The following is a 26,418-nucleotide window of genomic DNA, read 5'->3' as shown; positions in this document are numbered from 1 at the left end:
TGGACTAGATTGTCAAACGGATCGAGAAGATCGCTGACCGGCAGTCAGCACCGCGCAGACGCAGGGAGACTCATGGCCGACACAACGGGAGCCCCCTACCTGGTGGTCGCCGCCGCCTTCCGCACCCTCATCACCAGCGGCGAGTGGGCCGTCGACTTCCGCCTCCCCTCCCGCGCGGTCCTCGGAGAGCAGTACGGCGTCGGGGAAAACGTGATCCGCCGCGCCCAGGAACTCCTCATCACCGAAGGCCTGCTCGAAGGGCGCCCCGGGGCGGGCACGTACGTCCGCGCACCGCAGGAGCGCCTGCACATGCTGCGCTGCCCGGCACCCGGGTACCCCAGCGCCCCGCTCGCCCCGGCCGGTATCTCCACCTGGGACGCGCAGAGCACCGCCAAGCTCCCGGCCCCCGCCGACATCGCGGCGCGGCTGCAGATCAGGCCCGGCCAGCACTGCGTCCGTACGGAATACGAATTCCTCGACGCCGCCCGGCGGCCCGTGATGAGCAGCACCAGCTGGGAGCCGATGTCCATCACTGGCAAGAGCGCGGTAGTCCTGCCCGACGGCGGCCCCTTCGCCGGCCGCAGCGTCGTGGACCGGATGGCACACCTGGGCATCGCCGTGGTCCGCGCGACGGAGCGCACGCAGCCGATCCAGACCGACCGCGACCAGGCCCAACAACTCGGTGTGCCCGTCGGCTCCCTGGCGACGTGGATCGAGCGGACCTACTACGACAGCGACGACCGCCCCGTGGAGACCGCGGACCTCGTCATCCCCGCCGACCGGTGGACCGTCGACTACGACCTCAACCTCTCCGGCGAGACCTCCGCCGGCTGAGATCCCGGCCACCGGACACAACGAACTGGCCGATGATCACGGCGAATCCTCCGATTCCCTGAGGTCAAGCCCACTCCTCAGGAATCATGAACCCGGGCCCGGACCAGACCGGCCCAGGGGGAGGAACTGAGATGTCCCAAGCGCAGCCGAGCCCGCTCAGCCGGATCAGCGCCGTACTGAACTCGCCCGCGCTCAGCGCGGTCGTCACCGTCGTCGGATTCGCCGCTCCGGTGGTCGGCTGGGCCATGGACCGTGTCAATCTCAAGGTGCTTCTGGTCGTCCAGGCCGTGCTGATCCTGATCCTGGCAGTTGGCCACTACTGGACCCGGAAGACGTACATCCAGCTGCGCCGGGTCACTAACCTCAAGACCATGGACAACGCCGAGTACTACAACCAGGTCCGTACCGGTCTCGAAGCCGAACTCATCTCGAATTACAACGAGATCGCCGACGGGCACCTTCGTGTCTTCTCCTCCGACGTGCCGCGGTTCAGCGCGCTCCTGGTGAACGCCGTCACCGCGTCGCAGGCCCAGCCGCAGCGGATCCTCGCCGCGGACCTGACGACCGACCCGACCCTGCTGACCGGACGGCGCGAGTACATCTCCGCCAACCGCCGGTTCACAGAGTCCGGCGGCACCATCAACCGGGTCTTCATCGTCTTCGCGACGGACCTGGGCAAGGCGGACTTCGCCCGCTCGCTGCTCGACCTCGTCGGGCAGCACCGTGACCTCGGCGTCACCTGCGGCCTAGCCGTCCGCGACCGGCTGCGCGCCGAGCAGGCCATCGACGCCGTCATCTTCGCCGACGCCGCCGCCCTCGTCGAAGAGGAGCAGGGAGGCGCCGACTACCAGCGCGGCCGCTCCAGCGTGCACTTCAAGGGCATCGGCCGCTGGACCAGCCGTTTCGAATCCGTGTGGGGCCACGGAGCGGACTCCGCTCCCCGCGTTCTGCAGGCGTACGAGGCCGTCGCCCGCCCGCAACTCGACGCCGGCACCTGGGACCAGGGCCGCATCGACACCACCGTCGCCAGCTTGTAGCAGTACCTCCACCACGCAAAGAGGCGGCCCACCTGACCGGTGGGCCGCCTCTTACGCGTTCCGGAGACGGATTGCGGCCCCACCCCCCCACAACTAGTCCACTAAATGTACGGTGTGTGATCACCGGGTGGGATTGGCCTGCCCCTCCTCGCCATGGGATCACCGCATGCTGCTCGCCTTATCCCTGATCACCGCCGGAATCCTGCTGCGCCAGCCCGACCGTGCCCGCTTCGGCCACGGCCGGCCCCACACCGCGAGCGCGGCGCAGCTCATAGCCGTCCAGCGCGCCCGGGCCAACGACTGGACCCCGGCCGTCCTGGTCGCCGGGCAGTGGGTGCAGATCGCCGGGTACTGGGTGCTCGCCGCCCACGGTCTGCTGGGCGCCGTGGCAGCGACGATGGGAGTCGCCGTGCAGTTCCGGCACCTCCAGGAGATCAGCCACCACGCCGTGCACGGGGTGCTGGCGCGGACCCGCCGAGCCAACGACATCCTGGCCGCGCTCGGAGCGCACTACCCCCTCGGTCTGGTCCCCGTCGCGGTCCGCCGTCGCCGTCACGTCCGCGACCACCACCCCGCGGCCACCCTGGCCACCGACCCCAACCTCGCCGAACTCGCCCAGGCCGGGCTGCGCCCAGGAGTAGGGCGCCGCCGCTTCGCCGCCGCCCTGCTCTTCCCCGTCACCGCCCGTGGCTTCGCCACCACGGCCACAGCTCTGGCCGCCAACCTGCGGCCGCAGCCCGGCCGGTACGCCGCGGCCCCCGCCGTGTCCCTGGTCCTCGCCGCCGCGTACGCGGCCGGCGGCTGGACGGCCGTCCTCGCCGGAGTACTCGTCCCCCGCCTGCTGCTCTACCCCCTGCTCGCCTGGGCCTCCCTGCTCGCCGAGCACACCTGGTTCGACGCGGAACACCGCACCGGCACCAATGCCGAGGTCGAGGCGGGCCGCTGCCTGCGCCTCTACCCGGCCAACCGCGCGCTCGCGGTCTTCGCCGCCAGCACCTGGCTCCCCTACGGAGACCTGCACCATTACGCGCACTCCGCCCACCCTGGGCTGCGGTGGAACTACCTGCCCGCCCTGGAACGGCACCTGCCCCAACCGCACTTCGCGCCGACAGCGCTGTTCGCCGGGCAGTCCTCGGTAGTGCGGCGCCACCGGACAGCCCTGGCCTGACGACCCAGCACGGTGTGCAGTCCACCAGACCGAAAGGCGGCGGGCCCTGAACCGGAGTATCGGTTCAGGCCCGCCTATGTATCTGCGCGCGTCAGGGTGTGAGGCCCCAGCCGACGTCCTCGTGGTCCACGCCCCAGCCGATGTCACTGCTCATAGCGATGCCTCCTTGGTGCACTGGTTCCTGGCCTGACCAGCCACACGGTACCGGCGCTCCCGTGGGCGAGTTGCTGAGAAATCCACACGGTGCCGGTCAGGCAGTCAGACCCAGGTGTACGTCTGATCCGTGACGGCGTCCAGGGCGGCGTCAGCGGCAGTCGCGCGCGGGTCGGCCAGGGCGGCGAGGGCGGGCCCGATGGGCGGGAAGATCGGCAGCTCGGCGGTCTTGCGGTAGTCGACCCACTCGATCACGCCGACTTCGTGAGTGCCATCGGGCAGTTCGTCCAGCTCCTGCACGGCGAGGCCGGCACGGAGTTCGGGGGTGATGTGGAGCCGGTAGATCAGGTGGAGTTTGCGCGGGGGCGGCGTGGGGCCGGGCCGGGTGACGCGCTGGTCGATGACCCACAGCAGGTCGCCGCCGTCGGCCTGGTCGATGTCCAGGTCGAGTTCTTCCGCGAGTTCCCGGCGCAGGGCGTCGAGGAGGTCTTCGCCGTCTTCGACGTTGCCGCCGGGCGGGGTGTAGTGGGTGGAGTCGGCGCGGTCGCGGCGGATGAGGGCGACGTCGTCGCCGCAGAAGACCAGCGCCCCGGTACGGATCTTGATCCGTGAGAACGGGGCTGCCAGCTTCTCGGGGGTGCTTGTCATGGCGGCCAGTATCACGGCCTGCCGCCGGGGCCCAGGCGGGTTTTGCCCCTCGTTCACCCGCCCGCCCGGGCCCCGGCCCTCCTGCTGGGTCAGACAGCGGGCAGCCCGGGGAGGGCGAAGGCCCTGCGCCCGGCCGCCATGCTGGTGTGCTCGATCCAGCCATCCGGCAAGGCCAGAACGTGGCGCCGCAGTCGGCAGCCGGTATCGCGCATCACCGGGGAGAGGTGGCAGGGGTCGAGTTCCTCGACCAGCAGGCTCGGCCGGGACGTGGTCGGGTTTTTCTTCCCCGCGAGGGCGATCGACAGGCGCCCGGAAGCGGTGAGGGGGAGCGGGGTGATCCGCCAGATCGGGCCGCGGACGGTGGACAGGCTGGCCTGGCCGAAGCCGCGTTCCTCGCGCGGGGTCATCGGCTCTCCGTTGGTGGCGGTCAGCCCGCGGAACAGGTTCTCGGCACGGCCCTGGTTGACGATCTGGCCGGTGTCGACGGTGAAGGTCCGGGAGAAGAACAGGCTTGGCGGGTAGCCCGCCCGCTCAAGTGCGGCGGCGTACGCGGCGACCTGGGGGTGGACCTGTTCACGCAAGTGCCCGGCCGCCGCTGTGTCGATCGGCTCCAGCGTGTCGGCCCGCGCGGCGAGCGTGTCCAGGACGGAGTCGACGTCTGCGCCGGTTGCGGCGGTGAACTCCTCCCTGCGGGCCAGACCGCGGGCCTGCTTGTGGGCCAGCAGGGTGTTGAGCAGGTGCCGGGTGGCGTCGGTGTACCCGGCGGCCGGCCGGACCTCGGTGGCCGGGTACAGGTGCAGGGCGGTGAAGGTGCCGTCGGGGTGGAAGTCGGGGTCGGCTGCCCAGTACGGGCCGTCGGCGTTGGTGAAGCGGTGCAGCCGTACCTCGCGTGCCCGGTGAGCCGCTGTCAGCGTGCCCGCCAGCGCCGCCCGGATGGTGTCCGGTGTGGGGCGGGCGGTGTCGGAGGTGATGTGCAGGTACAGGATGCCGGGCAGGGAGTAGACGGGCTGGGTGCGGTCGTCGAGCCGCTCGATGACCGTCTCCGGCAGGTCCCGGTGGCCGGGTTCGCAGGCGATGAGCAGGTGGGGGCCGCAGGCCAGGACGTGGTGGCCGTCGACCACGGTGTCGGTGAGATCGGCGATGCCGACGAGCGGGGCGAAGCGCAGTTCGCAGGCGGCGGTGGCCGCGCCGTGGCCGAGGGCATCCAGCAGTGGCCGGTAGGTGGCCAGGGCTGCGGCCAGGTCCTCGATGTAGGCCTGGCGGTCGGTGCCGGATCGGCCGGTGTAGCCGAGGGTGTAGGGGGTGATGGAGAAGCGGACGCCGTCGAAGGTGCCGGTGAACTCCCGCACCAGGCGCTGGTGCATGGCGGTCAGCTGCTCGGAGTGGGAGGAGTAGCCGACGGTGGAGATCCGTAGCTTCACCCCGAGCACATCGCGGGCGAGCTGGGCGTAGCGGTCGAGGTGGGGGTAGGAGCCGATGTCGTTGTCCAGGTACGGGAAGACGACGCCGGGGCGGTGGATCCGGCCCGACGCGATGGCCAGGCGCCGTTCCGCGGCGACCTGTGCGAGGGAGGTGAACAGTCCTGTCAGCCCGGCCCTGGTGAGTCCCCAGGTGTCGCGTCCGGCGAACTGCGAGCACATGGCGCAGCCGTTGAAGCAGCCGCACTGCGGGGCCAGGTACTGGACGCGGGTGAAGGCTTCGTCGGGCAGCGCGCGCAGTTGTTCCAGCAGCCCCGGGACGGCGGTGGTCGTGGTGGTGGTCATGACGGTGTCACCTCGGTGGGAGTCGGCGGGCAGGGCGTGAGGTGGGGGGTGAGCGCGTCCAGGAGCGCGGCGCCGAAGGCGGACAGCTGGTGTGGGGCGGCAAAGGGGGAGCCGGGGCCGGTGGTGAGGGCCTCGGCGGTACCCAGCTCGGCGCTGGTCAGGCACACAACGTGCTCGGCGGGCAGGTTCGCCAGGAGTACCTCGCCCAGGTCGGCGTCCGCGTCGCCCGGGTGGGCGCCGGGACGTACCCAGCTCAGGACGCCGGAGCTGCCGAGGCGGTAGACGCCGGAGCCGCACAGCCCGCTCAGGCGGACCGGCCCGGCGCCGCGGTGGCGGAGCTTGAGGTAGAACGGCCCCACTCCGGGCGCGGTCGCCGCGGTGAGCGTGCCCGCGTTGAACTCCTCGGCATCGGGGAGCCAGTCCACGCGGCCGCCGAGGAGGGCGGTGAGGTGGGCGGCCGCGAACGGGGGCAGGCCGCGCAGCTGCTGATTCACGGCGGAGACTTCGGTGGCGCCCTGGTTGCGGCAGTTGATTTCGTTGAGGACGGCCCGACCGTCGGGGGTGAGGATGGCGTCCAGGCCGAACAGGCCCGCGATCCGGTGCTCGGCCCACAGGTAGGCGCCGATGCGCACGGCGGCGTCCACCAGGTCGGCGGCGGCCCGGGCGGGCCAGGGCCTGGACCAGTCGTTGCCCGCGCTCTTGCCCGGCCCGATCCCGGCCTCGCGGATGCCGATGGCCTTGTGGGAGGGCCGGTCCACGTACACCGCGACCGACCCGGAGCCGTCCGGTACGGAGAGCACGGTGGTGTTCGAGGACCAGCCCTCGACGAACGCCGCGACCTTGTAGGGGCCGGGCATGCAGGCCGCGGCGGCCAGGTCGGCGCCGCTGTCGACGAACACGGTGCCGCGGCCGCCGGAGTCGGCTCCGGCCTGCACCACCAGCCGCCGTGTACCGACCCGCTGGCGGAGGTAGCGCAGCGTGGGCAGTGCGGCATCGATGCGTACGCACGGGATCCGCATCCGCTGCGGCACTCCGGCCGCCTGGAGCAGGGCGTCGAAGGCGGCCTTGTCCTCGACCTGCGTGCGCAAGGCCCCGTCGATCGCGGCGACCGTGCCGCCCGGCCCCGCCCAGCGCCGCAACCGGCCGGTGGAGTACCAGGCGGCGATCACCGGCCCAGTGGGGAGCGTCGACAGCAGGCGGGCAGCTTCTGCGTCCACGGCGTCGGTCCAGGCGTGCCGCTGCCGGGGCCCGCGCACGCCGGTGCGGTCCTCGGCAGCAAGAACCGCGTGGGGACCGGCCTGCGCCCAGCCGGGGTAGCAGCCGATCGCGAGCGCCGGGCGCGCGCGGGTGAGGGGCCCGGGCCCGGCATACAGGGTGCGCAGGGAGGAGCAGAACCGCTCGGCCGAGACCAGCGGCCGGCCCGCCAGGGCGTCGGCGAGGGCTCGCTGGGCTGCCTCGCTGATACCCGGATCCGGTGCTGGCGTCCGGGCGCTCACGCGGCGCGCTCCAGTGCACTGCGCGCCGCGGCCGGGGTGGGACGGGCGCCGAGGAGGGTGTCGGCGATCGTGGTGGCCATCTCCTGGGGGGTGTGCCGGGAGGTGTCGAAGACGAGCAGCCGCTTGTGGCGGCGGCCCATGCCCCGGGTGAGCATCGCGGTGAACGTCTCGGCGAACTCGGGGTCCTGGACTCCGCGGATGTCGACGGCGTCCGGCCGGGCCCGCCCGGCCAGGCGCAGGCGGCGCTCGTCCGCGGGGGCGTGGAGGTGGACCGCGACGTCGAAGGGGGCAAACACCTGCGGCCAGCGCAGCGCGAGGACCGCGGACAGGTACGGTCCGCCGGCCATGCCGAAGGCGACGGTCCGGTCCACGTAGCCGTCCTGGACGAGGATCGTGCCGGGCGGCTCCGGTGCCGCTGACCGGACGAGAACTCCGTCCAGGGCGTATCCGGCGAGGAGGTAGGCGCCGGTGACCAGCGCGCTATCGGGCTGGCGCACCAGCGGCAGCCTCTTCAGGAGCCGCCGGGCGGGGTGGTGGGTGGCGAGCAGGCCGCGGTGCTCCACCACCGGGTGGCCGCGGCCTTCGAGTTCGGTGGCCAGAGCGGTGACGAGGGTGGTCTTGCCGGACAGGTCCAGGCCGTCCACGAGGACGCGCATGACGGTCCCCCTCCTGCAGTGCCGATGGGAGTAGCCCGCTCATCCCTGGCGGGCACCGCCCACGTTCAGGCCCGGCAGACGTCCGGCAGAAGGCCTTGGAGGTTGCCGCGGGTTGCCGGAGGGTTGCCCCCCGTTGCTTCCCGGCGACGTTCGTCTTCCCGGGCTGCGGGGCCCGGGAAGACACTGGGGGTTCTGGATTCTGGGAGGCAGAGCGCCCGTGATCACAGCCGCCGCTGTTCAGACCCACCCGCTCACCACGCTGATGGCCCGGCACCGCCTGACCGCGGCCAGCTACCTGAAGAAGGTGGCCGACCGTCACGAAGCGCTGGGCTTCGGTGCGATGGCCCACCGCAAGGAGAAAGCCACCCGGTGGACGCGGGAGGGCGTCACCCCGGAGAGGACCGCGCTGCTGGCGATCGCCAGCCTGCACGGCATCGACCTCGCCGACGTCGACCGCTACGGCTGGCCCGGCTTCCTCCTGCTGGCCCTCGACGACGACCGGACCGTACTGGAGTCGCCGTGGACCGCGGCGGGTACGGTCACCACACTGACGGAAATGGGAGGGCCCGTGGACCGTCGCGGCTTTCTGATCGCCTCCACCAGCACGCTGGCCGCGGCCGTCGCGCAGTGGATCACCGCCGAACCCGCCCTCGCCGTCGCCAGCGGCGGACGCAGAGTCGGATCCGAGGCCGCCGACCTGTTCGACATCCGCCTTGACGCCCTGCGCCACCTCGACGACACCGTCGGCGCCGGACAGGTCTACGACGCGGCCGTCCTGGAGCTACGGCTCATCACCGCCCTCCTCAAGAACGCCTCCTACAGCCAGACCACGGGCCGACGGCTCTTCGCCAGCGCCGCCGAAGCATCACGCCTCGCAGGCTGGTGCTCCTACGACGAAGGGCGTCACGCGGCAGCGGAACGGCACTTCGTCGCTTCCCTGCGCGCCTCGGGATCCGCCCAGGACCCCACGCTGGGCGCGGTCACCCTCGCCTTCTGGGCCAACCTCCGCTACAACGCCGACGACCCCCAAGGCGCACTCCACCTCCTGGACGGCGCCCTCGCCGACCACCGAAAGATCTCCTCGCCCCGGGTGCTCGCGATGCTCCACGCCCGCGCCGCCCGCGCCCACTCCAAGGCGGGCGAACCCACCGCGGCCTGGCGCCAGATCGACGCCGCCTTCGCCGCGTACGCCGACGCCGACACCCCCGAAGCAGACCTGCCGTCGATGTACTGGATCAACCACGGCGAACTCCACCAGGTCGCCGCCAGCGCAGCACTCAGCCTCAGCGAACCCCGCCGCGCCCTGGAGAACTTCACCGCAGCCCTCACCCACGAGGACCCCTACGACACCAACCGGGAGACCCGCGGCACGGTGATCTACCAGGTCCGCCAGGCCGAAGCCCACCTCGCACTCGGCGACGTGGACGCCGCCCTCGACCTCGGCCACCACGTCATCACCACCATGGGCGGCGTCGACTCCGCCCGCACCACCAGCACCCTCACAGAACTCCGCGGACAGCTCGCCGGCCACCGGCACATCCCCGCCGTAGCCGAATTCCTCGCCTACGCGGCCTGAAGCACGCCGGGACGCCTGCCCTGCACAGGGCAGGGCAGGGCAGGGCGGGAACACTTGGGGCCTCGGCATGTCAGAGCACCCCGTGCAGCGCCCTCATCCCACACGGCGGGACGCCCTGACACCTTGGGAACCCACCCCTTGCCACTGCGGCAGTTCCGTCTTCGGAATCGGCTGACCGCCCGGGTGCGGGAGTGGATCATCAAGGGCATGACCCTGCATGCACGAGACACCGTCACCGGGCAGCTCGTGACCCTGACGCCGGACCCGGCCAGCGCGGACCATCTCGCGCCCGGCCCCCTGTCTTCCGAGCGCTACCGCTGCATGAGCTGCGGGCACCCTGTCGGCCTCTCCCGTCGCAGCGGCAGCCACTCCGCCTACGCCCCCCGCTTCTCCCACGGCCAGAGCACCGAAGCCGGGGCCGACACGTGCCCGGCCAGGGCAGGGATCCAGAAGGAGGTCGAGGCCGGTCTCCAGGTCGTCATCGACCTCCGCGACCACCTGGCGACGGCGTGGCCCGGCGTGCAGACCCTGATCGAATGCCCTGAGCCCCAGACACCCGGCGAGGCCTCTCCCCCGGCCGTCATCGTCGCCGCATCCGGCGGCCAGGTCCTCGTGATCGAGTGCCCCCACGGCCCCCTGGACGACCCCGTCCTGCAGCGGCGCATACAGGCCGTCCGGGCGCACTACGGCTCTGGCGCCGCACACGTCTGGTTCTTCGCCGAGGACGAGCACCACTTCCGCCAGGGCGGCCTCAAGGACAAGGCCGTACGCCCCGCGGGCGCCACAACCTCGGTGCGGCACATGCGGGTACGGCCCACACAGCAGCAGCTCCAGATCATCGAGGCCGGAGGCTCCGTCTACTGGGTGAACGGCGCGACGGTCTGCATCCCCTACGGCGGCCACGAGTTCACCCACGAACCCCGGCCCAACCGGGAGGACTGGGGCGGCGATGTCGCCTGGCGCCGCAACGACTGGAGAATCAGCCACCCCCGCCCGCTGCCGGGGGCCCAGTGGTGGGGTCTCGTACCAATCGGACTGTCCACACTCCGCAGGGGCCGCGCCGGATTCCACCCGGCCGAGGCGCACGAGATGATGGAACGGCTTGAGCGGTCCCAGGGGGCACGCTGGGCCACAGCCCGACGGGTCGCGCGCGAACGCTACGAGGCTCTGCACCGACCGCCACCCGCTCCAGTCGCCGAGGCGACCGAGGCGACCGAGGCGACCGAGGCGACCGAGGCGACCGAGGCGACCGAGCAGCCTCCACTAACAGAGGTACCCCCAGCGAGCACTCTCCCCTCCGCCCCACCGGCCGAGCCGGCTCCTGTACCGGGAGACGCGGCGGAGGAGAAGACAGAGGGCATTCAGCGGCCCTTGGCCGTGCCGCCCAGGCCTGCGTACGCACCGTACGTAGCGACTGCAGTCCCTCCCCTGCCACCGCCCCGGGGCCCCCTCTCCCGGCTGCTGAAGTGGGCGCAGCGCAAGGACTGAACGTCGTGCCCGATCAGCTCTACAGGGCGGGGTGACATGACCTATCAGACTAGGCGGTATGCGGGAACGACCAGACCGAGCCAGCACCTCAGATGCTCTGGACGCGGGCCCGACTACTGGGGGTTGAGCGGGGAGATGCCCGTCCCCTCGTACAACTCGGGAGCCAGCGAGAGCACGGTGACCGGCTCGCCGGACTTCGCGCCCTGCCAGGCCATGGCCGCAGGGTGGGTGACCGACCAGTCCGTCGTGGGCCAGGACGCCGCGTCCAGCGCGTGTCCGGCGGTGAACGGCACGGTCTCGGCGAACCGCAGCCTCGCGGCATGCGCGCCCGCGCCGGGGACCAGGCGGTCGGCGGCCAGGATCGACAGCGCGGGGATCAGGACCCGTCCGCCGCCCCGTGAGGACTCGATGTACAGGCCGGTGAAGAACTCGTCCGCCCGGTACAGGGCGGCCAGTGCGGTGTGGTCGAAGACGGCCGCCAGGTTCACGCGGCAGCGCCGTCCTGGTGAGCGCGCACACGCTCCCAGGCACTCTGGCCGGCGGCCTGGACCTGCTCGGTGTACTCCAGGCCCAGCTCGGCGGCCGCTTCCTGGGCGCGCCGCTCCTGTTCGGAGGCGGTCAGCTGGCTCGCAGCCAGCTCCTCCAGGAGTTCGGTGATGGTCGTGCCGCGTTCCTGCGCGAGGATGCGCAGGCGGTCGCGGACGGCCTCGGTCGTCTTGACGCTGGTCGCTTTGCTGCTGCTCATGACCCGATTCTACCGCCGGTAGAATCGGGGGCGCCAGGGTCCCTCGGAGCGGTCTGCGCGCCGTACGGGGCAGGCCGCCACGCATGTCCGAGCCCTGCTGATGTGTTGATCTCAGGGGTGGCCCTAGGCTCGGGACCATGCTGATCGCGAACGTTTCCCCCCGGACGATGGCCAAGACCACGAACACAGCCTGGCTGGCCCACGCCCTCAGGGAGGCGGAGCAGGAGTACGAGGTGGAGGGGTTCGACGCCGACCACTCCAAGCAGTTCTGGGCCTGGCATAAGAAGGGACGCTTCGACTTCGAGGTGCACCTGGAGGCAAGCGCCCGGTTCCACACCGACGTCGTCCTGCCGGAGGGAAAGGTCTCCGTTGTCGACTGCGGCCACTCCGAGAACCATCCGCACATCACGGACTCGGTACTGCGGGTCGCCGATCTGGTGATCTTGCACATGTCCCCGACCCGGGCGGACTGGCTGCGCATTGCGGAGCCGCCGGACGCGACCCCGTTCAAGGACATCCTGCGCCGCAGCGCCCCCCTGCGCGCCGACGGGAAGCCTCCGACGACATGGGTGCTCCTCAACCGAACCGTGCCCAACGCCGCTTCCACCGCGATCTACCGGCGGAAGCTGGAGAACGACGGCTACAACGTCTTCACGACGGTGATCCCCCGGTCGGAGACGTTCGCGCAGTCGATGAACTTCCCCGTCGTGGGTGCGAAGAAGTCGGTGTTCGGCGAGCTGGTGACCGAGATCGAGAAGCGGGGGCTGATGCTCTGATGATCAGCTACCGCCAGATGATGGAGGAAGAAGAGCGGGAGCAGGAAGCCGAGCGCGCCCGTGCCGCTCAGGCCGCCGCCCCCGGTTCGTCCGTGCCCGCCCAGGTCGGCGAGGTGCATCCTGTCGCCGAAGCCGAGGCGTACCGGCCGCAGCCGTTCACGCCGGACCTGGTGCCCGAGCCCTTGGAGGTCGAGACCACAGGTGACCTGACGGCCCAGGAGACCGAAGATCTCACGCTCTGCGAGAGGGCGTTCGTCCATGCCGACCAGGCTGAGTGGATGCGCGGGAAGGCGGCGCACGCGGTCAGGTCGCGGCGGTTGTACCGCTGTGGCGGCCGTCTGTGGCCGGAGTACTGCGAGGAGGTTCTCGGTGAGTCCGAGTCCGAGGTCAACCGCAGGATCCAGCAGTGGCCGCTGGCCCGCGCGATCTCCCAGTTCTGGAAGCAGCCGACACCCGCGTCCCACCTCCAGGCCCTGATCCCGGCCGTCGAGGCGTACGGCGAGGAGCAGCTCGCCCGCGGGTACGTAGAGCTGCGCAAGTGGGCCACGGAGAACGGGACGCGGGTCACCGCGGCCGACCTGACCGGCTGGGTGAAGAAGGCCCGGACCGCGGTGAAGAAGAAGGCGGCGCCGCCTGCGCTGACCGGGCAGACGCTGGCTCAGGTACGCGAGGACCTTGAGCGCCAGCCCGTTCGGGCCGCCGTCCGCAAGCAGTTGCAGGAACCTCGCCCGAAGGCGGCTGCGGGTCACGCGGGGAGTGGGCCCGAGAATGATAGTTCAATGTTGAATCACCCAAATTTGGGTGATTCAACATTGAACGAAATCGGCGAGGTTGGCGCTCCGGCCGCCAGGGGGAACGAGGGGCGCGCTATCCGGGCATGGAGCGTGCTGGAGGGCATGGCCGAGGGGATGATCACCGCCGGGGTCCTGCGGGAAGCAAGCACAGCGACGCTCAAGGAGATCGAGCGGACCGCCCGTGGGCTGGCTGACGCCGCAGCCGAGATTCTCAAGGACAGGTAGCTGTACCGCTCCGGCGGGAGCGAGGGGGAGTCACCCAAATCCGGGTGACTCCCCCTCCGCTTCCCGCCTGACCGAACGCGCTCAGGCCGACGGCTTGTACTGGGACAGCGGGCAGCAGTGAAGCTGCCAGCCATGACCGGGCACTTCCCTGATCGCGATGACGCTGTCTACGGCCGGGTGGAGCCTGCGGGCTTCGCCGATGGCCACCAGCAGATCCACGGCGAACCCATCCGGCAGCTCTCCCCTACCGCTGGTGTGCAGAATCGTCGTGTAGCTATCCCCTCCGACCCGGCGGGCTACAACCTGCTGACGGTCCGACCTCAGGTGCTCGATCGCTTCCGCCCGGAACAACTCGGTCTCGCCCACGTATTCGTGGAGCAGCCAGACTTCCGCCACCGTGGTCCCCCTTCTCGCGTGTCATGCCGTACCCGGGACGGTACGGGCCGCGCCTCCTCGGTCAGGGCGTGCTTCGTGAATCTGCCGCTGTACTCGTGATCACACAAAGGCTGGCGGCTTGACGCGGCGCCGCTGCTGTCGCCTTCAGGACGCAGCGAGGCACCGGCTTCTGGCCCGGGCTGGCTGGCGGCTGCGGAACAAGTCCTGGGCGGGCGCCTATGCGTGCCGCGGGTCAACGAGTAGTTCAGGCGCGCCGCCAGATGGGTGACGTGCCCAGTTGGCCGGGCCTGGAGCCTGTACATGTGACCCATGATCATTTCTCGTGTGTGGCGTCATACCACCGCAGCAGCCCTGGCCCTTTCCGCCCTCCTGATCCCGTCTGCCGTACCGGCCTCCGCGAACGCTCCCGCGGCTTCCGCTCGGCGGGACCTGCCGGAGGCGCCGCCCGCGGCTGTCGCCCGGACCGAGCTGGCCGTACTGCACGTCGAAGCGCCGCACTCCATGGCCGGATACTCCCGCGCGAAGTTCCCGCACTGGACCCAGCAGGGCAACCAGTGCGACACCCGGGAGGTGGTCCTCGCTCGCGACGGCCAGGACGTGGAGCGGGACGAGATGTGCCGCGCGGTCCGCGGCAGCTGGTTCAGCCCGTACGACGACAAGACCCTCACCGCGGCCAGCCAGGTCGACATCGACCACATGGTGCCCCTCGCCAACGGCTGGCGCTCCGGCGCCGACACCTGGGACACAGCCAAGCGCAAGGCCTTCGCCAACGACCTGAAGAACCCCCAGCTGATCGCTGTCTCCGCAGCCTCGAACCGGTCCAAGGGCGACCAGTCCCCCGACCAGTGGAGCCCGCCGAGCCGTGCCTACTGGTGCACCTACTCCAGGGCCTGGACCCACATCAAGTACGTCTACCAGCTGAACGTGACCGAGCCCGAGGCCGAGAAGCTGAACGCGATGCTCGACACCTGCGGCTGAGCAGCGCACACCGTGGCCGCTGAGGAGTTCCTGAGACCGGGGCAGCGCTGTTCGGACGCGGCGAAGACGTTGATCGCCCAGCCCCGGTGAAAGGCGAGGCGCCCGCCCCTGGTATCCCGAGGCGGGCGCCTCCGCACGTTGAGGTCCGGCAGGCCGGTCTCGTCACCGGCTGGCGATGACCGCGAGGCAGGCCACCATGACGACTGCGCCGCCCGTTGCGACCATCAGATGTGTGGCCGCCGCCGGGTGACGGTGTGCCACGTACGCCAGTCCGCCAAGCCGCCAATGCCCTACGCCGCCCTCGGGCGTGCGCCGGGCCCGTCTCGCCGCCGAGGGGATCGTGGCTGCCCTGGCCGACGAACATCCCACCGATGGCCTGCCCGGCCCTGCCAGGGCCGTCGTCCTCTCGGCCTCGGTGCCAGCCAGCCCGGAGAGTGACCCATGCCGTGCTCGGCCGGGTGGGCCGGGCGCGGTGGCCACTACATTGAGCGATTGCACAGCAACAGGGCAGGGGGGCTATGGACGCCGACGGCATTCACGACACTTCTCACAGGGTTCCGCGTCCGGCGGGGCCGCCGCCGAAACCAGCCTCGCCTCCTGGGCTCGGCTACGTTCCGGCGCCGTCCCGCGCGCCGAGCACCGGGCCTACGCTCGGCGACTGGCTGCGGGTGTCCCGGCCTGCCGCTGAGGTCGGAGTGTGGCGGTACGGGCATGTGCCGCGCGCGGCCGAGGAGCCCGAGGTGACTCCCACCCGTCAGCTGATCAGCGGCGCCGCGTTGTCGCTGGTCGTGGGTCTGATGCTGTGGTCCCTGTTGTGGAACGGCTACCTGGGCAGCTTCTGGATCTGGCCGTTGCTGATGTTCACCCCTGACTCCTGGCGTGGCACCACATCGTTCGTTGTGGCTGGGTGGACGTGGTACGCGATCGTCGCCGCCACGCTGATCATCACGTTCGGCCGCCTCGGGCGGTGGCCCGAGCTGCTGCGCCGGCTCGTGCGGCGCCCTGCCACTGGAAAGCCCGCCGTGCCGCCGGCCCCCACCGTGCTGCCCGGGGAACCTGCGGACCCGGCGGGCTGGCCCCAACTGCGCGCGTCCGGGCTCACGGAGGCCGCAGAGCGCCTGACGCTCGAAGCCCAGTCAGGGCGGATGAACGACGTGGACTACGCCCGGATCACCCGGGCCTGGGAGAGCGTGCGCGTCGACTCCGCGCGGATGCAGCCCTTCGAGGTGTCCGTGCGGGACAAGGGAGCCGCGGCGTGCCTGCATCCGTCCGGGGCGCGGGACCTGCCGGTGCGGGCGGCCCGGCACGACCTGCTGGTGCGCCAGGTGCTCCTCGGCACCGTCGACACCGGCGCACGGATCCCCTACGCCCGGCGCGGTACCGGCTTTGCCCTGGATCCCACGGTGCTCGGCACGTCGCTGCTCGCGGTCGGCCCGTCGGGGACGGGGAAGACCGGCCGTCTCGTGCGGCCGGTGGTGGAGTCCCTCGCCCTGCAGGCTCTGGCGGGGCAGGCCGCGGTCATCGCGGTGGCCGCGGTCGGGGCCCAGCTCGGCCCGGACACCGCCTACGACGTGGTCGTGCGGATCGGCGACCCCAACTCGGTCTACGACCTCGACCTGTACGGCGGGACCACGGACGCCGACGAGGCGGCCACCCTCCTCGCGGAGGGGTTCGTCGGGGACATCCCCGGCATGGACGTACGCCGTGCCGCGACCGCCCTGAGCCAGCTGCTGGGGCCCTTCCGGGCGGCGTACGGCCGCTTCCCCTCCGTCCCGGAGCTGCGCGAACTCCTTGAGCAGATGAAGCCGGCGGTCGACGCCCTCCGCCAGGCTCTTGAGGACAGCGGGCTGCAGACCATGCTCCGCGAACTGGATGCCCGGGTACGCCAGCACAACGGCCCCGCGGACCCCGGAGCGCTGCTCGCCGACCGGGTGGCGCTGCTGGACCGGCCGGCCTTCGCGAACTTCTTCGACACCAGCGGGGCGGGCCGCCCGTTCTCGCTCGCCGCGCTGGAGCACCCGCTGCGCGTACGGATCGACCTGCCCGAGCGCGCCCACGCCGACGCCTCCCGGATCCTGGCCCGGCTGCTGCTCGCCCAGTTCAATGCCTCCGCCACCGCGCGCGCCGACCGCTCGCTGTTCGCGTTCCTCGCCTTCGACGACGCCTCCCACACCCTCACCCCCGGCACTCTGCGGGGCCTGCAGCGGCTGCGCTCGGCGAACGCCGGCGTGCTCCTGGCGCTGCGCACCCTGGACGAGGTGCCGGAGGCTCTGCGGACCGCGCTGCTGGGGGCGGTCGGCTGCCGGATGGCGTTCGCCGGAGTCACCACCTGGGACGGCCAGCGGTTCGCAGAGGCCTGGGGCACCGAGTGGGTCGAGACTCGTGTGGTCACCCACCGGACCGTGTTCGCCGACCAGCCGCTGACCCGCGCCATCCACTCCTTCCGCAAGCTGGTGAGCGGCAAGGCGGTCACCACGGACGCGGTCACTGTTCGGCAGGAGGAGCGCGAGCGCTGGTCCGCCTCCGACCTGGCACATGCGGTACCGCCCGGGCATGCGGTGCTGTCACTGACAACGGTCACCGGGGAGCGCGCGGCCCCGCTGCTGGTCAACCTCACGACCTGACGTCATCCAGCCAACTCCTGGCCCGTTCCGGAGTAGTTTCTCCCGTTCTGCCGCGAATCAATGTCCGGTGAAGGCCAGTTGACCTGCACAAGTGCGGTGCCGGGCTCCGGGACGGGACGTAGATTCGGCTGGTGATCGAGGTCAGGGGGACGGATGACAGAGGGCCAGGGAGCGTGGGATCCGACGGACGGCTCCGCGCCGTACCCGGCAGCGCCGAAGGTCCCGCCGCCGCGCCCCGGGGAACCACCCGCAGCTGACCCTGCCGGGACGGCGGGCGACCCGCCGGTCACCGACTGGTGGCGGTACCCGGACGTCCGCCAGGAGTGGCAGGACACCTGGGCGAGCGAGGGCCAGGAGGCCCGGGAGGCGGCCTGGGAGATCGGGGCGCAGATCGGCGAGGCGGTCACCGCCCATCTGCCCGTGCCGCCCGGCCCGGATCCGTCCCCGGCCGAGCAGGGCCTTCGGGGGCTGGATCTGGCGTGGCTGGGCCTGAGGTACAACGTGCCGGGAGTGCTGATCGCGCTGCTGGTGACCTGGCGCGGGCAGAGCGCGGTCGACGGGATGACGCAGTCAGTCACCGAGGACGGGATCCTCGCTCCCCTGGGCTGGCTGCTGCTGGTCTTCCTCGTCGGCGTCGCCGTGATGGTGCTGCCGATCGGACAGATTCTCGCGGGCGTGGCCGCCTCCATGTTCCGGGGCCTGACCAACCTGATCGTGCACGCCTGGAAGACCCCCTATATCGGCTACCTGATGCGCCTGATGGTCGCCGTCGCGGCGTGGGGCTTCGTGATCGCACTGCTCCGCGTCGGCGGACGCGCGGCAATCCACTGGATGACTGGAGCGTGAGATGAACACAACGGGTGCCGCGGCCGGAGGGATCGGCGCGGTCGCGCTGGGCTTGGTGCTGCTCTTCTACCAGTTCGGCCGCTGGCGGGGCGGAGACCCTACCCCGAAGATCCACTTTTTCGCCGGGATCGCGATTGCTGCGCTCCTGCTCCTGGGCGGCGGCGTGCTCGGCGTGATGGGCGGCGCCGCGGCCGCGCTCGGCGACGGCGTCGGCCGCTACGCCCTGGAGGGCGCGACCGGCGCGGTCGCGGCGGCTGGCTCGCACCCGCCGATGACCGGTGGCGAGAGGGTCGGCGTCGGCGGCGCAATCGCCGGCCTGTGCCTCCTCGCCCTCTACGCCGGGCTGATCAAGTCGGGCCGCTACGACCTCAAAAGCCCACTGCTCCGCGGCGCCCTGGTCGGTGTGTGGCTGGGCGCATCTGTCGGGCTGATCGGGATGGCCCTGGGGCTGATCCGCACCAGCGGCAACACAGTGGGCGAACTGCTCGTCGGCACGATCTGAGCACGGGGGAACGAGCACTGTGGTGAGAGCAGTCAGCGCCAGGGGCGGGTTTGGTGCGGGAGCGGCACATCTGCGCGGTGAGTGGGGCCGCTGGTGGCGGACCGAGGACTGGACGGACACCCACGTCGCGCACTACGTCCTCAACGACCAGTACCGCACCTGGATGAAGTTCCAGCAGCGGCACAAGGCCGAGGTGCAGCAGAACATCGGCCTGCTGAAGGAACAGCAGAAGATGCAGCGGCAGTCTCAGCTGATGCAGATCAACATACAGCGAGAACGACAGCGGCAGGGCCGTGGCGGATACGGCGGGTACGGCAGCATGGGCGCCTCCCCGATGATCTCGTACAAGATGATGCAGTGGGCCAGCCTCCAGATGCGCATGGGCCAGCAGGAGTTCCGCCATGTGGAGATCACCCCCTCCCAGCTGCACATCGGCCGAGGCCACGTGCGCACTTACCGGCATAGGGCAGCCGCAGGATGGATTCTGGGACTGGGAGCAGCCTGGGTGGGACTGTGGTGGGTCTCGGTGACCACCGCCCTGGTCCTCGCGCTTATCGCCGCCGCAGTGTTCACCATCAGCGCCGCCGCCGCGGGCAGGAGCCTCAAGCCGCGCCGTCCGCCCGTGCCGAAGCTGTTGTTCATCCCGCCCAACGTGCCCGCGCACACCGAACTTGCCGCCGAGCCCGAGCAGCAGCCGTTCCCCCTCCGTGACGCTGGCCGGGACCCGCGCCAGGCCCGCGAGGCCGTGCGCCTGGCCCTGCTGAAGGAGCGGGCGAAGGTCGCCGAGGTACGCGTACCGGAAGAGACGGCCTACGGCTGGAAAGTCCCGCTCGTCCTGGAGTCCGGGACCGCCGGGCAGCTGATCGGCATCCTCAAGGGGGTCGCCACAACGCTGCGGGTGGGCGAGAGCCGCATCATGGCTCAGTCCGCCTCCCCCGACGACGCCGCCGAGGTCGTGCTGCGGATCCTGCTCAAGGACCCGTTCACGACGCCGGACCCCTTGCCGATACGGCTGCCCGGCTCATGCTCGATCCGCGACTCGTTCGACCTCGGCCCGTCCATCGAGGGCGAGAGCACACCCGTGATGCTCGCGGGGCAGCACGTGATCATCACGGCGGACACCGGTGGTGGCAAGACCGCGCTCGTGCAGCGCATCGTGGAGTTCGTCACCGCCTGCACAGACGCTGTGGTCGTCGACATCGACCCGGTCAAGCGCGGGCTCAAGGTGTTCGCGCCGCTGGCCGCGCTCACCGCACGTACTCCGGAGGAAGCCGAGGAGGTCCTGGAACTGCTGACCGGTGAGGCCAAGCGCCGGATCGCAGCCATGCCCGCGACACAGAACATGTGGCATCCCACTGCGCAGGACCCAGCGGTCGTCGCAGTCCTGGACGAGTTCGTCAAGCTCTCCCCGCGGGGCAAAGAGCTGGCCGCCGAACTACTGCGCAACCTCGGGCGTGAGGCCCTCATCTCCATCATCATCGTCACCCAGGACGCCACGAAGGACATGCTGGGCGATGCCATCGCAGACGTTCCCGGCGTACGGATCATGCTGCCCTGCCGCTCCGATGACGTGCCCCTCGTGGTGGGCCGGCCCAACGCGATCGCCCTGGGCTGGTGGCCGCATCTCCTCGTCCCCTCCCCCGACGAGAACGACCCCGCCGATGCCGGCCGCTTCTACGCGATCACTCCCAAGCACCGCGACCCGGTACTGCGCTACGCCCCGCCGCTGCTCCCGGCAGATGCCGCGCGGCTCGTCGCCGAGCGCCGTGCAGCACCCCGCCCCGTGCTGCGCCTGGCCACAGCGGCCACTGCGAAAGTGCCGGAGATCGCCCGCCATCTCCTCGCCGCGTTCGCTACCCACCGTGACCCCGAAGCCATGTCCATCGAGCAGCTCCTGACCTATCTGGCCACTGTCGACCCGAAGGTCTGGACACAATGGGATAAGCGCGAGCGCACGTATCGGCTCGCGCAGGCGGGCCGGCAGATCCAGAGCGAGTTGAAGGCATCCGGTCTCACCGTCACATCCCAGCGCATCAAGTCACTGCCCAACCGTCCGACGGGCTACCTCCTGGCGGATATCCGAGACGCCCTGTCGTGACCTGCCAACGACCTGCCACTCTCCTGTCATGACCTGCCAACAGCCTGCCCAAGCACCGGGTGACCTGCCAGCTGACCAACCAGCTGGCAGGTCACCAGGCAGGTTGTGACCTGCGATGACAGGTCAGGCAGGTCAATTCGACACCCCCCTCTGGAGGGCCTATGACGCACAATCCGGCCCAGTACGCCCGGGTCGCGGCCGACTCACTCGACCGGCTCGTCTCCGATGTACGTGCGGGCCGCGCCGAGTGGGCCCACCCGCACGCCGTCCGCCAGGCCGCCGAGGACCTGCTGCGCCTGTCCGACGCGATGGCCACCTCGCTCCAGCAGATGGCCGCCGCCCTCGACCCACGCGACCCGGCCACCCAGCGGAGCACAGCCGCCCTCCACCTCGCGGGCCAGGCCGCGGTCACCACCGCCACCCAACTACGCAACGCCCGACGCACGCTTCACTGACCGTCACCACTCGCTTCACCACCCGAGGGGGAACCCTGATGTCCACCACCAACGCCGCGGGGGCCTGATGCTCTTCGACGACCCCTGCGACGCGCTTTCGGGCCCCGTCCGGGACACGTGCAAGCCCGGCAGCGGCGCCGGCGGCCTCCCCGGGGTGTCCCCCACCGACCCCGCCGCCGCGCTCGACCCGCTGGGCGAGCTGGCCCACTCCGCCGCGAAGGCCGCGCACTGGACCAGCCAGCAGCTGGGGAAAATGGTCGGGAACAGGAACGCCGTCGACCTGACGAACACCAGTTTCCTCAAGCAGTACGCGATCGTGTTCGCGGCCTCCACGATCCTGGTCCTGGTGCTCTGGCTCCTCGCGGTGGCCAAGCGCGCGGTCCGGGGCGTACCGATGACCACCGCGATGTCCGAGGCGGTCGGCCTGCTGTGGATCGCCGTGGCCGCGAGCGCGTTCACCCCCCTGATCCTCTACACCGTGATCGGCGCGGTCTCGGCCGTCACCGACGTCCTCGTCAGTGCCCTCGGCAGCAACCCGAACGGTCTGTTCGACAGCTTCGGCGCCGACCTCGAAGCGGGCAAAGTCGGCGGCGGACCGCTGATTCTGCTCTGCGCATCCCTCGCCGCCATCGCCCTCTGCGGGGCGCTGATGCTGCTCCTGGTCATCCGGGCATTCGCCCTCTACGCCGGCGCCCTCTTCAGCGTCGTCGTCTACGCGGGCCTGGTCGACCGGGACTGGTGGGGCCACACCCGCCGGTGGGCCGGGTTCATGTTCGCGGTGATCGCGGTCGAGCCGGTCATTGTGATCGTGATGGGCCTCGCCTCCGCACTGGAGACCAGCCCGGACACGTCCCGGGTCGTCACCGGTCTGGGCATCACCCTCACCGCGCTCGTCATCGCGATCTACCTCGTGGTCAAGGTCCCGGCGCTCGGCGACGCGGTGAAGGTGGCCCGGGGCGCGGCCAAGGTCACCGGCGGCGCCGTCCGCGCGGTCACCGGCGGCGGGTCCGCCGCGACCGGAGTGATGCGCGGCATCAGTACCCACGGCGACCGTGGGAACGCACGCAGTGGCGGGTCCAGCAGCATCGGCACCCAGAAGGCACCGAACAATGTCGCAGGCGGGATTTCCGCCCACGCGGCGCGCAAGCCCAAGGACCCGAAGTAGCACCCCGCGGGCCCAGCCCGAGCCCACGGCCGAAGGGCGGCACCGAAACCGGACCGGATCAGTCACACTGGAAGCTCACCGACGAGGAGGGGACGTCCCTGATGCCCGAGGACCCGATCGGCCAGGAGATGGCCCGCATCACCAACGAGAAGCTCCAGCGTGTGATCGACCAGCAGACCGAGCACACCGTCGCCCTCGCCAACCACACCACGTCCCTGAACCGGCTGGAAAAGGGCCAGGAGGAGCTGCGAAGCCTGCTGCTCCAGATCCTGGCCCACCAGCCCAAGGGCCAGCTGTAGCGGACTCAGCGCAACGCAAGGGCCACGACCGGAATCACAGGTCGTGGCCCTTCGCCATGCACTCAGAAGTTGAGTTCGACGTAATCGATGTCGGTGAATTCCACGAGCAGACCGTCCGCGCGGCCGCCGCCGTCCTTGAAGTAGACCTCCTGCAGACCCTCCGCGACGACCCGCTGCAGCTCCGCCTCGGAGGCTCCGGCATCCTGAGCGGCCAGGAGGCGGCCCGCATACTGCGGCGGGAGGTGCTGGGTGATCCGACGCATCCGCCCGTCGTCCGTCGTACCGGGAGCCGCGGTGAACCCGAACCTTGCCCTCGTCTCGATGACCAGCCCGCTGTGCTTCGCAGCCTTGTCCCGGGCGCGCTTGCGTACGAGGGGCTGCCACCGGCGCCGGACCTCCCCCGCGAGCCGGTCCGCGAGCGCCGCCTTCGGCGTCTTGATCTGGTTTTTCACATACCGCTCGACGGTGCGCTGCGAGATGCCGAGCAGGGCGGCGACCTGCTTGGTGCTGCCCTTGTGCTGCTTGACGAGGTAGCGCATCTGGGCACCGGGCGACTTCGGTGCCGGACGTGTGAAGTGCGGCTCGCCTGCCCGGTCAAGGCTGTCTCCGACGATTCCCATCTCTTCCTTTCCCACCGCCCGGGAGGGCGGTGTACTGCGGGCCGGTGTACACGACGGTGTCAGAGGAGGGTGACGGTGAGGGCCAGGGCGAAGGCGGTGAAGGCGCCCACTGTGATGAAGATGGCGACCCTTAGGGCCAGCATCTTCGGGAGGGCGATCTTGGAGAGTGCCACAAGCCTCTCGGCGCTGCGGTCGACGGCGAGGTCGGCAGTCACTTCCTCCGGCGTGCACTTGGCCCAGTGGAGGTAGGAGCCGCGGGTGTCGCCACCGAGGCGTGGCAGGACGATGCCGAGGACCAGGAGCATCGCGGCGGCTAAGGCGGCGGCGCCGATGCCGACGAGGACGGTAGCGGTGGTCGGGAGGTTGCGGCCGGGGACGGCAGCGATGAGGACCGCGAGGGGGATGCCCAGGACGGTCAGGAGCGCGCTGGCTTTCGCGTCCGTGCGCCCCATTTCAGCGATCACGTCGGCGCGGGCCTGGAGGAGACGCTGGCTGGTCTCGGTCTGGCTGGAGGACTCCACAGTCGCTTCCTTCTCTGTTGTGCTCCCCCTTCCAGGGGGAGGGCTGGCGGTGGGGTAGAACAGCGGGGAGGCCCGCAGCGATTCGAGCGCTGCGGGCCTCGCCCTTGTTCAGATCTGCGCGGTTCAGCGCGTGGGGGCGATGAAACGCCGCAGGGCGACCATGAGGCCGAAGGCCACGGTGAGGCCAGCAAGGTGGGATCCGGCGAGCAGCGCCTTCGCGGTGGCGCCGTCGAGGCCGTAGTGGTCGGTGAGGGCCTGCCCCGTGGCGTAACTGGCGGCCCAGACCGCGAGCATGGCCGTCACCAGGATCGTGGTGCGCGCGCCGAGCGGAAGCCGGGCCGGGCCGCGAGCGACAGCGAGGCGGGATGCTGCGTGGGCGAGGTGGTCCGCGGCGGCCTGGTCGCGGGTCCCAGCGGCTGTCCGGGGCAGCCGACCGCAGGAGCACTCGGCCCGGAAGCGGGCCGTTCCGGCTGCGGTGGAGGCGTCCTCATCCATGATGATCTTCGGTAAGTGTCGTCCGTCATCGATGGCGAATCGGTCGAACACGGTGTCCTCCTCGGTGGGTTGATGCGGACCGATGGGTGTGCCGGTCAGTTCTGCCCGTACAGGTGGGTCATCAGGGAGTCGAGCAGCTGGTAGAGGTCGGTGTGCTCGGTGACGGCCTGGTCGGCCGAATCCAGGTGGCCCAGCTTCCGGGACCGGGTAGTGAGCCGGGCGGAGACGAAGCGGAAGCCGTAGGGGTGGCCCTCCCCCTGCTCGGGCTCCGGGTCGTAGGCGAAGGTGGCGAGGATCTCGACGGTGCGGCGCTGGTGCTCGGCGCGGGCCTCGAAGGTGAGGTTGATGGTGTCGCGGCTGTCGCCGTGGGTCCGGCTGGAGATAGCGGTGAAGCCGGGCAGGGGACTGGTCCTCTCGGCGAGCAGTCCGGCCTCGCCGGTGACGTACGCACGTTCCTCCCCGTCTTGGTACCGGATGAGCAGCTTCGTCTCGCCCGTCTTGCGCTCCTCGCCCATCAGGCCGGGGAAGAGAAACCGGCTGTGGCTGTAGGCCTGCCACTGCGGCCGGGTGGTCTCGATGGTGCTGTGCGCGCGGGCGCAGCGGCTGCACAGCGGGTCACCGTCGGTCCCGATGACGGTGGCGAAGGCCTCGATGCAGGAGAAGCACATGAAGCCATGGACGTCCCGATCCCAGCGAGGGATGGGGCTGGCCGCCAGGAGCAGGTTGCCCCATGAGCCGACGGACTCGGTGACGGTGCTCTGGCGGCGGCCGGCGTACTCGCTGTAGACGGACGCGGCTCGATCGTGGCCGTGTACAGCGACCAGGGCGTGGGCCCAAGCCACCTGGGCCTCCCTGGCCTCCTTGCTCATGCCGGGGCGGCCGTTGTACGTCACCAGGGAGCCGAGACCGGCGTCGTCGGCGAACAGGCACTCCATCTCGGCGAGTAGGCGGGCGCGGGCGGTCTGCCGTGTCTGGGCGGTCGGTAACACAGTGAACTCCTTCTGGTCAGCGGGGGAAGCCGCGGGTGGCCGCGGGCGACGTCGTGGTGAGGGTGTTGAGCGACGTTGAAGGTGTGCATGGCGGCGACGTGGTGGTTGTCGATGCGGGGATGTGAAAACGACCCCGGCGGCCGTAGGCCGCCGGGGTCTTCGTGTTCATGGTGTCGGCTTCGTCTTCATTCTGTCGCGACGGTTTCGGTGATGGCGGCGCGGGCGGAGGACTCGTCGACGATGCTCTTCTCCTCGGTGAAGGCGGCGATCAGGGATTGCCAGGCGATGTTGTTGATGGAGCGGGGCAGGCCGCGGCCGGTGTTGTGGATCAGGTCGACGGCGTCGTCGGAGAACAGCGGGTCGGACCGGCCGGCGATGGTGAGATGGTGCTTGATGTAGCTGGCGGTCTCGTCCTTGTTCATGGTGGGCATCTGGTAGCTGATCGCGATCCGCTGCTCGAGGGCGGCCAGGACGCCGAGTTTCATCTTCTTGCGCAGGGTCGGCTGCCCGATCAGCAACACCGCGAACGGCGTGGTCGAGTCCATGTCGTAGTTCGTGAGCATGCGGATCGCGTCGAGCTCGCCGTGGCCCAGGAGGTGGGATTCGTCGATCACGACGGCGGGGGTCCGGCCGCGTTCGTCGACCTCGGCGGCAAGTGCGGCGGAGGCCTGGGCGGCGAGGGCCGCGGAGTGGAATTTGGGGGTGCCGCCGAGGCTGGTGACGATGCGGTCGTAGAGGCCACGCATGCCGACCTCGGGATTTGGCTGATAGATCACCGTGAAGCGGGCCGGATCGAGCATCGAGACAGCGCCTTTGAGGGCGACGGTCTTGCCGGCGCCGACCTCACCGGTGACCACGCCGATGGCCCGGTTGTTGATGCACCAGGCGATGCGGGCGGCGGCTTCCTTGTGGGACTGATGCTGGTGGAGCATCGAGGGGGCCAGGCTCCGGCCGAACGGGATCCGCGTGAAACCGTATTCTCTGAACTCATCGTGTGGGCTCTGTGCCAGCCCCGGGTCAGGTCTCTTCCGGCGGGCGGGACTGCCGGGGAACGGGGCGGGGACAGGTGAT

General features: G+C 70.7%; 27 protein-coding genes. 15 read left to right on the top strand and 12 right to left on the bottom strand.

Translation table 11 applies throughout. The features are described from left to right. Positions 1-72 precede the first annotated feature (72 nt). The 3 genes from ACIBEA_RS41430 (at position 73) to ACIBEA_RS41420 (ending at position 3,039) form a co-directional block, all read left to right on the top strand. Positions 73-834: a GntR family transcriptional regulator gene (locus ACIBEA_RS41430; protein ID WP_399269169.1), complete on the top strand. Its 762-nt coding sequence runs from the start codon at positions 73-75 to the stop codon at positions 832-834. Between the two features lie 131 nt (positions 835-965). Continuing rightward, positions 966-1,871 carry a hypothetical protein gene (locus ACIBEA_RS41425; protein ID WP_399269167.1) on the top strand — a complete coding sequence of 302 codons (906 nt, stop codon included), beginning with the start codon at positions 966-968 and terminating at the stop codon, positions 1,869-1,871. A 166-nt stretch (positions 1,872-2,037) separates the two neighbouring features. After that, entirely contained in the window at positions 2,038-3,039 is a 1,002-nt protein-coding gene (locus tag ACIBEA_RS41420; RefSeq protein ID WP_399269165.1) for a fatty acid desaturase, read from the top strand. A gap of 258 nt (positions 3,040-3,297) precedes the next feature. On the opposite strand, the gene ACIBEA_RS41415 is transcribed toward ACIBEA_RS41420, so the two are convergent. From ACIBEA_RS41415 to ACIBEA_RS41400, 4 genes are all read right to left on the bottom strand, one after another. Beyond that, the gene (locus ACIBEA_RS41415; RefSeq protein ID WP_399269163.1) at positions 3,298-3,840 is read right to left on the bottom strand and encodes an NUDIX domain-containing protein; all 543 of its coding nucleotides are present in this window, start codon (positions 3,838-3,840) and stop codon (positions 3,298-3,300) included. Positions 3,841-3,929: 89 nt separating this feature from the next. Next, positions 3,930-5,603, bottom strand: coding sequence for a hypothetical protein (locus tag ACIBEA_RS41410; RefSeq protein ID WP_399269161.1), 1,674 nt, complete (start codon positions 5,601-5,603; stop codon positions 3,930-3,932). Beyond that, positions 5,600-7,099 carry a hypothetical protein gene (locus ACIBEA_RS41405; RefSeq protein WP_399269159.1) on the bottom strand — a complete coding sequence of 500 codons (1,500 nt, stop codon included), beginning with the start codon at positions 7,097-7,099 and terminating at the stop codon, positions 5,600-5,602. The genes ACIBEA_RS41410 and ACIBEA_RS41405 overlap by 4 nt, the downstream gene beginning before the upstream one ends. Further along, positions 7,096-7,755 (bottom strand): hypothetical protein, encoded by a 660-nt coding sequence (locus tag ACIBEA_RS41400; protein ID WP_399269157.1) that lies wholly within the window; start codon positions 7,753-7,755, stop codon positions 7,096-7,098. Before ACIBEA_RS41400 ends, ACIBEA_RS41405 begins: the two co-directional genes overlap by 4 nt. 217 nt (positions 7,756-7,972) lie before the next feature. Here ACIBEA_RS41400 and ACIBEA_RS41395 point away from each other — a divergent pair, with 217 nt between their 5' ends. Together ACIBEA_RS41395 and ACIBEA_RS41390 are read left to right on the top strand one after the other, a co-directional pair. Next, entirely contained in the window at positions 7,973-9,331 is a 1,359-nt protein-coding gene (locus tag ACIBEA_RS41395) for a transcriptional regulator (protein WP_399269155.1), read from the top strand. A 207-nt stretch (positions 9,332-9,538) separates the two neighbouring features. Next, positions 9,539-10,819 carry a hypothetical protein gene (locus tag ACIBEA_RS41390; RefSeq protein ID WP_399269153.1) on the top strand — a complete coding sequence of 427 codons (1,281 nt, stop codon included), beginning with the start codon at positions 9,539-9,541 and terminating at the stop codon, positions 10,817-10,819. 113 nt (positions 10,820-10,932) lie between these two features. Here ACIBEA_RS41390 and ACIBEA_RS41385 read toward each other — a convergent pair whose 3' ends face one another. Both ACIBEA_RS41385 and ACIBEA_RS41380 read right to left on the bottom strand, forming a co-directional pair. Continuing rightward, on the bottom strand, positions 10,933-11,307 hold the full coding sequence (locus ACIBEA_RS41385) for a PIN domain-containing protein (protein WP_399269151.1): 375 nt from the start codon (positions 11,305-11,307) through the stop codon (positions 10,933-10,935). Then, positions 11,304-11,564: a hypothetical protein gene (locus ACIBEA_RS41380; protein WP_399269149.1), complete on the bottom strand. Its 261-nt coding sequence runs from the start codon at positions 11,562-11,564 to the stop codon at positions 11,304-11,306. The genes ACIBEA_RS41385 and ACIBEA_RS41380 overlap by 4 nt, the downstream gene beginning before the upstream one ends. Before the next feature lie 137 nt (positions 11,565-11,701). Here ACIBEA_RS41380 and ACIBEA_RS41375 point away from each other — a divergent pair, with 137 nt between their 5' ends. Next, positions 11,702-12,340, top strand: coding sequence for a ParA family protein (locus tag ACIBEA_RS41375; protein ID WP_399269147.1), 639 nt, complete (start codon positions 11,702-11,704; stop codon positions 12,338-12,340). Then, positions 12,340-13,359: a hypothetical protein gene (locus ACIBEA_RS41370; protein WP_399269145.1), complete on the top strand. Its 1,020-nt coding sequence runs from the start codon at positions 12,340-12,342 to the stop codon at positions 13,357-13,359. The genes ACIBEA_RS41375 and ACIBEA_RS41370 overlap by 1 nt, the downstream gene beginning before the upstream one ends. An 81-nt stretch (positions 13,360-13,440) precedes the next feature. Here ACIBEA_RS41370 and ACIBEA_RS41365 read toward each other — a convergent pair whose 3' ends face one another. Beyond that, on the bottom strand, positions 13,441-13,755 hold the full coding sequence (locus ACIBEA_RS41365; RefSeq protein ID WP_399269143.1) for a hypothetical protein: 315 nt from the start codon (positions 13,753-13,755) through the stop codon (positions 13,441-13,443). A 309-nt stretch (positions 13,756-14,064) separates the two neighbouring features. Here ACIBEA_RS41365 and ACIBEA_RS41360 point away from each other — a divergent pair, with 309 nt between their 5' ends. The 8 genes from ACIBEA_RS41360 (at position 14,065) to ACIBEA_RS41325 (ending at position 22,722) form a co-directional block, all read left to right on the top strand. Beyond that, complete coding sequence (locus ACIBEA_RS41360) at positions 14,065-14,733, top strand: DUF1524 domain-containing protein (RefSeq protein ID WP_399269141.1); 669 nt, start codon at positions 14,065-14,067, stop codon at positions 14,731-14,733. A gap of 518 nt (positions 14,734-15,251) precedes the next feature. After that, a complete protein-coding gene (locus tag ACIBEA_RS41355) occupies positions 15,252-17,357 on the top strand; it encodes an ATP-binding protein (RefSeq protein WP_399269139.1) in 2,106 nt (701 codons plus the stop codon). 153 nt (positions 17,358-17,510) lie between these two features. Next, positions 17,511-18,203 (top strand): hypothetical protein, encoded by a 693-nt coding sequence (locus tag ACIBEA_RS41350; RefSeq protein WP_399269137.1) that lies wholly within the window; start codon positions 17,511-17,513, stop codon positions 18,201-18,203. 1 nt (position 18,204) lies between these two features. After that, positions 18,205-18,705, top strand: coding sequence for a hypothetical protein (locus ACIBEA_RS41345; RefSeq protein WP_399269135.1), 501 nt, complete (start codon positions 18,205-18,207; stop codon positions 18,703-18,705). A gap of 22 nt (positions 18,706-18,727) precedes the next feature. After that, a complete protein-coding gene (locus ACIBEA_RS41340; RefSeq protein WP_399269133.1) occupies positions 18,728-20,803 on the top strand; it encodes a hypothetical protein in 2,076 nt (691 codons plus the stop codon). A gap of 161 nt (positions 20,804-20,964) precedes the next feature. Further along, the gene (locus ACIBEA_RS41335) at positions 20,965-21,258 is read left to right on the top strand and encodes a hypothetical protein (RefSeq protein WP_399269131.1); all 294 of its coding nucleotides are present in this window, start codon (positions 20,965-20,967) and stop codon (positions 21,256-21,258) included. Positions 21,259-21,325: 67 nt separating this feature from the next. Next, entirely contained in the window at positions 21,326-22,423 is a 1,098-nt protein-coding gene (locus ACIBEA_RS41330) for a hypothetical protein (RefSeq protein ID WP_399269129.1), read from the top strand. A gap of 101 nt (positions 22,424-22,524) precedes the next feature. Continuing rightward, the gene (locus ACIBEA_RS41325) at positions 22,525-22,722 is read left to right on the top strand and encodes a hypothetical protein (protein WP_399269127.1); all 198 of its coding nucleotides are present in this window, start codon (positions 22,525-22,527) and stop codon (positions 22,720-22,722) included. A 62-nt stretch (positions 22,723-22,784) separates the two neighbouring features. On the opposite strand, the gene tpg is transcribed toward ACIBEA_RS41325, so the two are convergent. From tpg to ACIBEA_RS41300, 5 genes are all read right to left on the bottom strand, one after another. Then, positions 22,785-23,342 (bottom strand): telomere-protecting terminal protein Tpg, encoded by a 558-nt coding sequence (tpg, locus tag ACIBEA_RS41320; protein WP_399269125.1) that lies wholly within the window; start codon positions 23,340-23,342, stop codon positions 22,785-22,787. Positions 23,343-23,401: 59 nt separating this feature from the next. Next, positions 23,402-23,863 carry a Pycsar system effector family protein gene (locus ACIBEA_RS41315; protein ID WP_399269123.1) on the bottom strand — a complete coding sequence of 154 codons (462 nt, stop codon included), beginning with the start codon at positions 23,861-23,863 and terminating at the stop codon, positions 23,402-23,404. A gap of 123 nt (positions 23,864-23,986) precedes the next feature. Next, positions 23,987-24,358: a hypothetical protein gene (locus ACIBEA_RS41310; protein ID WP_399269121.1), complete on the bottom strand. Its 372-nt coding sequence runs from the start codon at positions 24,356-24,358 to the stop codon at positions 23,987-23,989. 95 nt (positions 24,359-24,453) lie between these two features. After that, positions 24,454-25,347: a hypothetical protein gene (locus ACIBEA_RS41305; RefSeq protein ID WP_399269119.1), complete on the bottom strand. Its 894-nt coding sequence runs from the start codon at positions 25,345-25,347 to the stop codon at positions 24,454-24,456. Between the two features lie 185 nt (positions 25,348-25,532). Next, a partial coding sequence (locus ACIBEA_RS41300) for an ExeA family protein (RefSeq protein WP_399269117.1) occupies positions 25,533-26,418 on the bottom strand: 886 nt, incomplete at its 5' end.

The sequence above is a fragment of the Streptomyces sp. NPDC051555 genome (assembly GCF_044454405.1).
Taxonomy (GTDB): Bacteria; Actinomycetota; Actinomycetes; order Streptomycetales; family Streptomycetaceae; genus Streptomyces.
Note: the sequence above shows the minus strand (reverse complement) of the source record. Positions and strands in the feature narration are given on the sequence as shown.

Bases quoted from the DNA above. Each gene is read 5' to 3' on its own strand.
- ACIBEA_RS41370 (WP_399269145.1), top strand. From the start codon at position 12,340: ATGATCAGCTACCGCCAGATGATGGAGGAAGAAGAGCGGGAGCAGGAA.
- ACIBEA_RS41350 (WP_399269137.1), top strand. From the start codon at position 17,511: ATGACAGAGGGCCAGGGAGCGTGGGATCCGACGGACGGCTCCGCGCCG.
- ACIBEA_RS41420 (WP_399269165.1), top strand. From the start codon at position 2,038: ATGCTGCTCGCCTTATCCCTGATCACCGCCGGAATCCTGCTGCGCCAG.
- ACIBEA_RS41415 (WP_399269163.1), bottom strand. From the start codon at position 3,840: ATGACAAGCACCCCCGAGAAGCTGGCAGCCCCGTTCTCACGGATCAAG.
- ACIBEA_RS41335 (WP_399269131.1), top strand. From the start codon at position 20,965: ATGACGCACAATCCGGCCCAGTACGCCCGGGTCGCGGCCGACTCACTC.
- ACIBEA_RS41375 (WP_399269147.1), top strand. From the start codon at position 11,702: ATGCTGATCGCGAACGTTTCCCCCCGGACGATGGCCAAGACCACGAAC.
- ACIBEA_RS41400 (WP_399269157.1), bottom strand. From the start codon at position 7,755: ATGCGCGTCCTCGTGGACGGCCTGGACCTGTCCGGCAAGACCACCCTC.
- ACIBEA_RS41425 (WP_399269167.1), top strand. From the start codon at position 966: ATGTCCCAAGCGCAGCCGAGCCCGCTCAGCCGGATCAGCGCCGTACTG.
- ACIBEA_RS41330 (WP_399269129.1), top strand. From the start codon at position 21,326: ATGCTCTTCGACGACCCCTGCGACGCGCTTTCGGGCCCCGTCCGGGAC.
- ACIBEA_RS41380 (WP_399269149.1), bottom strand. From the start codon at position 11,564: ATGAGCAGCAGCAAAGCGACCAGCGTCAAGACGACCGAGGCCGTCCGC.
- ACIBEA_RS41410 (WP_399269161.1), bottom strand. From the start codon at position 5,603: ATGACCACCACCACGACCACCGCCGTCCCGGGGCTGCTGGAACAACTG.
- ACIBEA_RS41345 (WP_399269135.1), top strand. From the start codon at position 18,205: ATGAACACAACGGGTGCCGCGGCCGGAGGGATCGGCGCGGTCGCGCTG.
- ACIBEA_RS41360 (WP_399269141.1), top strand. From the start codon at position 14,065: ATGATCATTTCTCGTGTGTGGCGTCATACCACCGCAGCAGCCCTGGCC.
- ACIBEA_RS41430 (WP_399269169.1), top strand. From the start codon at position 73: ATGGCCGACACAACGGGAGCCCCCTACCTGGTGGTCGCCGCCGCCTTC.
- ACIBEA_RS41310 (WP_399269121.1), bottom strand. From the start codon at position 24,358: ATGGATGAGGACGCCTCCACCGCAGCCGGAACGGCCCGCTTCCGGGCC.
- ACIBEA_RS41390 (WP_399269153.1), top strand. From the start codon at position 9,539: ATGACCCTGCATGCACGAGACACCGTCACCGGGCAGCTCGTGACCCTG.
- ACIBEA_RS41325 (WP_399269127.1), top strand. From the start codon at position 22,525: ATGCCCGAGGACCCGATCGGCCAGGAGATGGCCCGCATCACCAACGAG.
- ACIBEA_RS41355 (WP_399269139.1), top strand. From the start codon at position 15,252: ATGGACGCCGACGGCATTCACGACACTTCTCACAGGGTTCCGCGTCCG.
- tpg (WP_399269125.1), bottom strand. From the start codon at position 23,342: ATGGGAATCGTCGGAGACAGCCTTGACCGGGCAGGCGAGCCGCACTTC.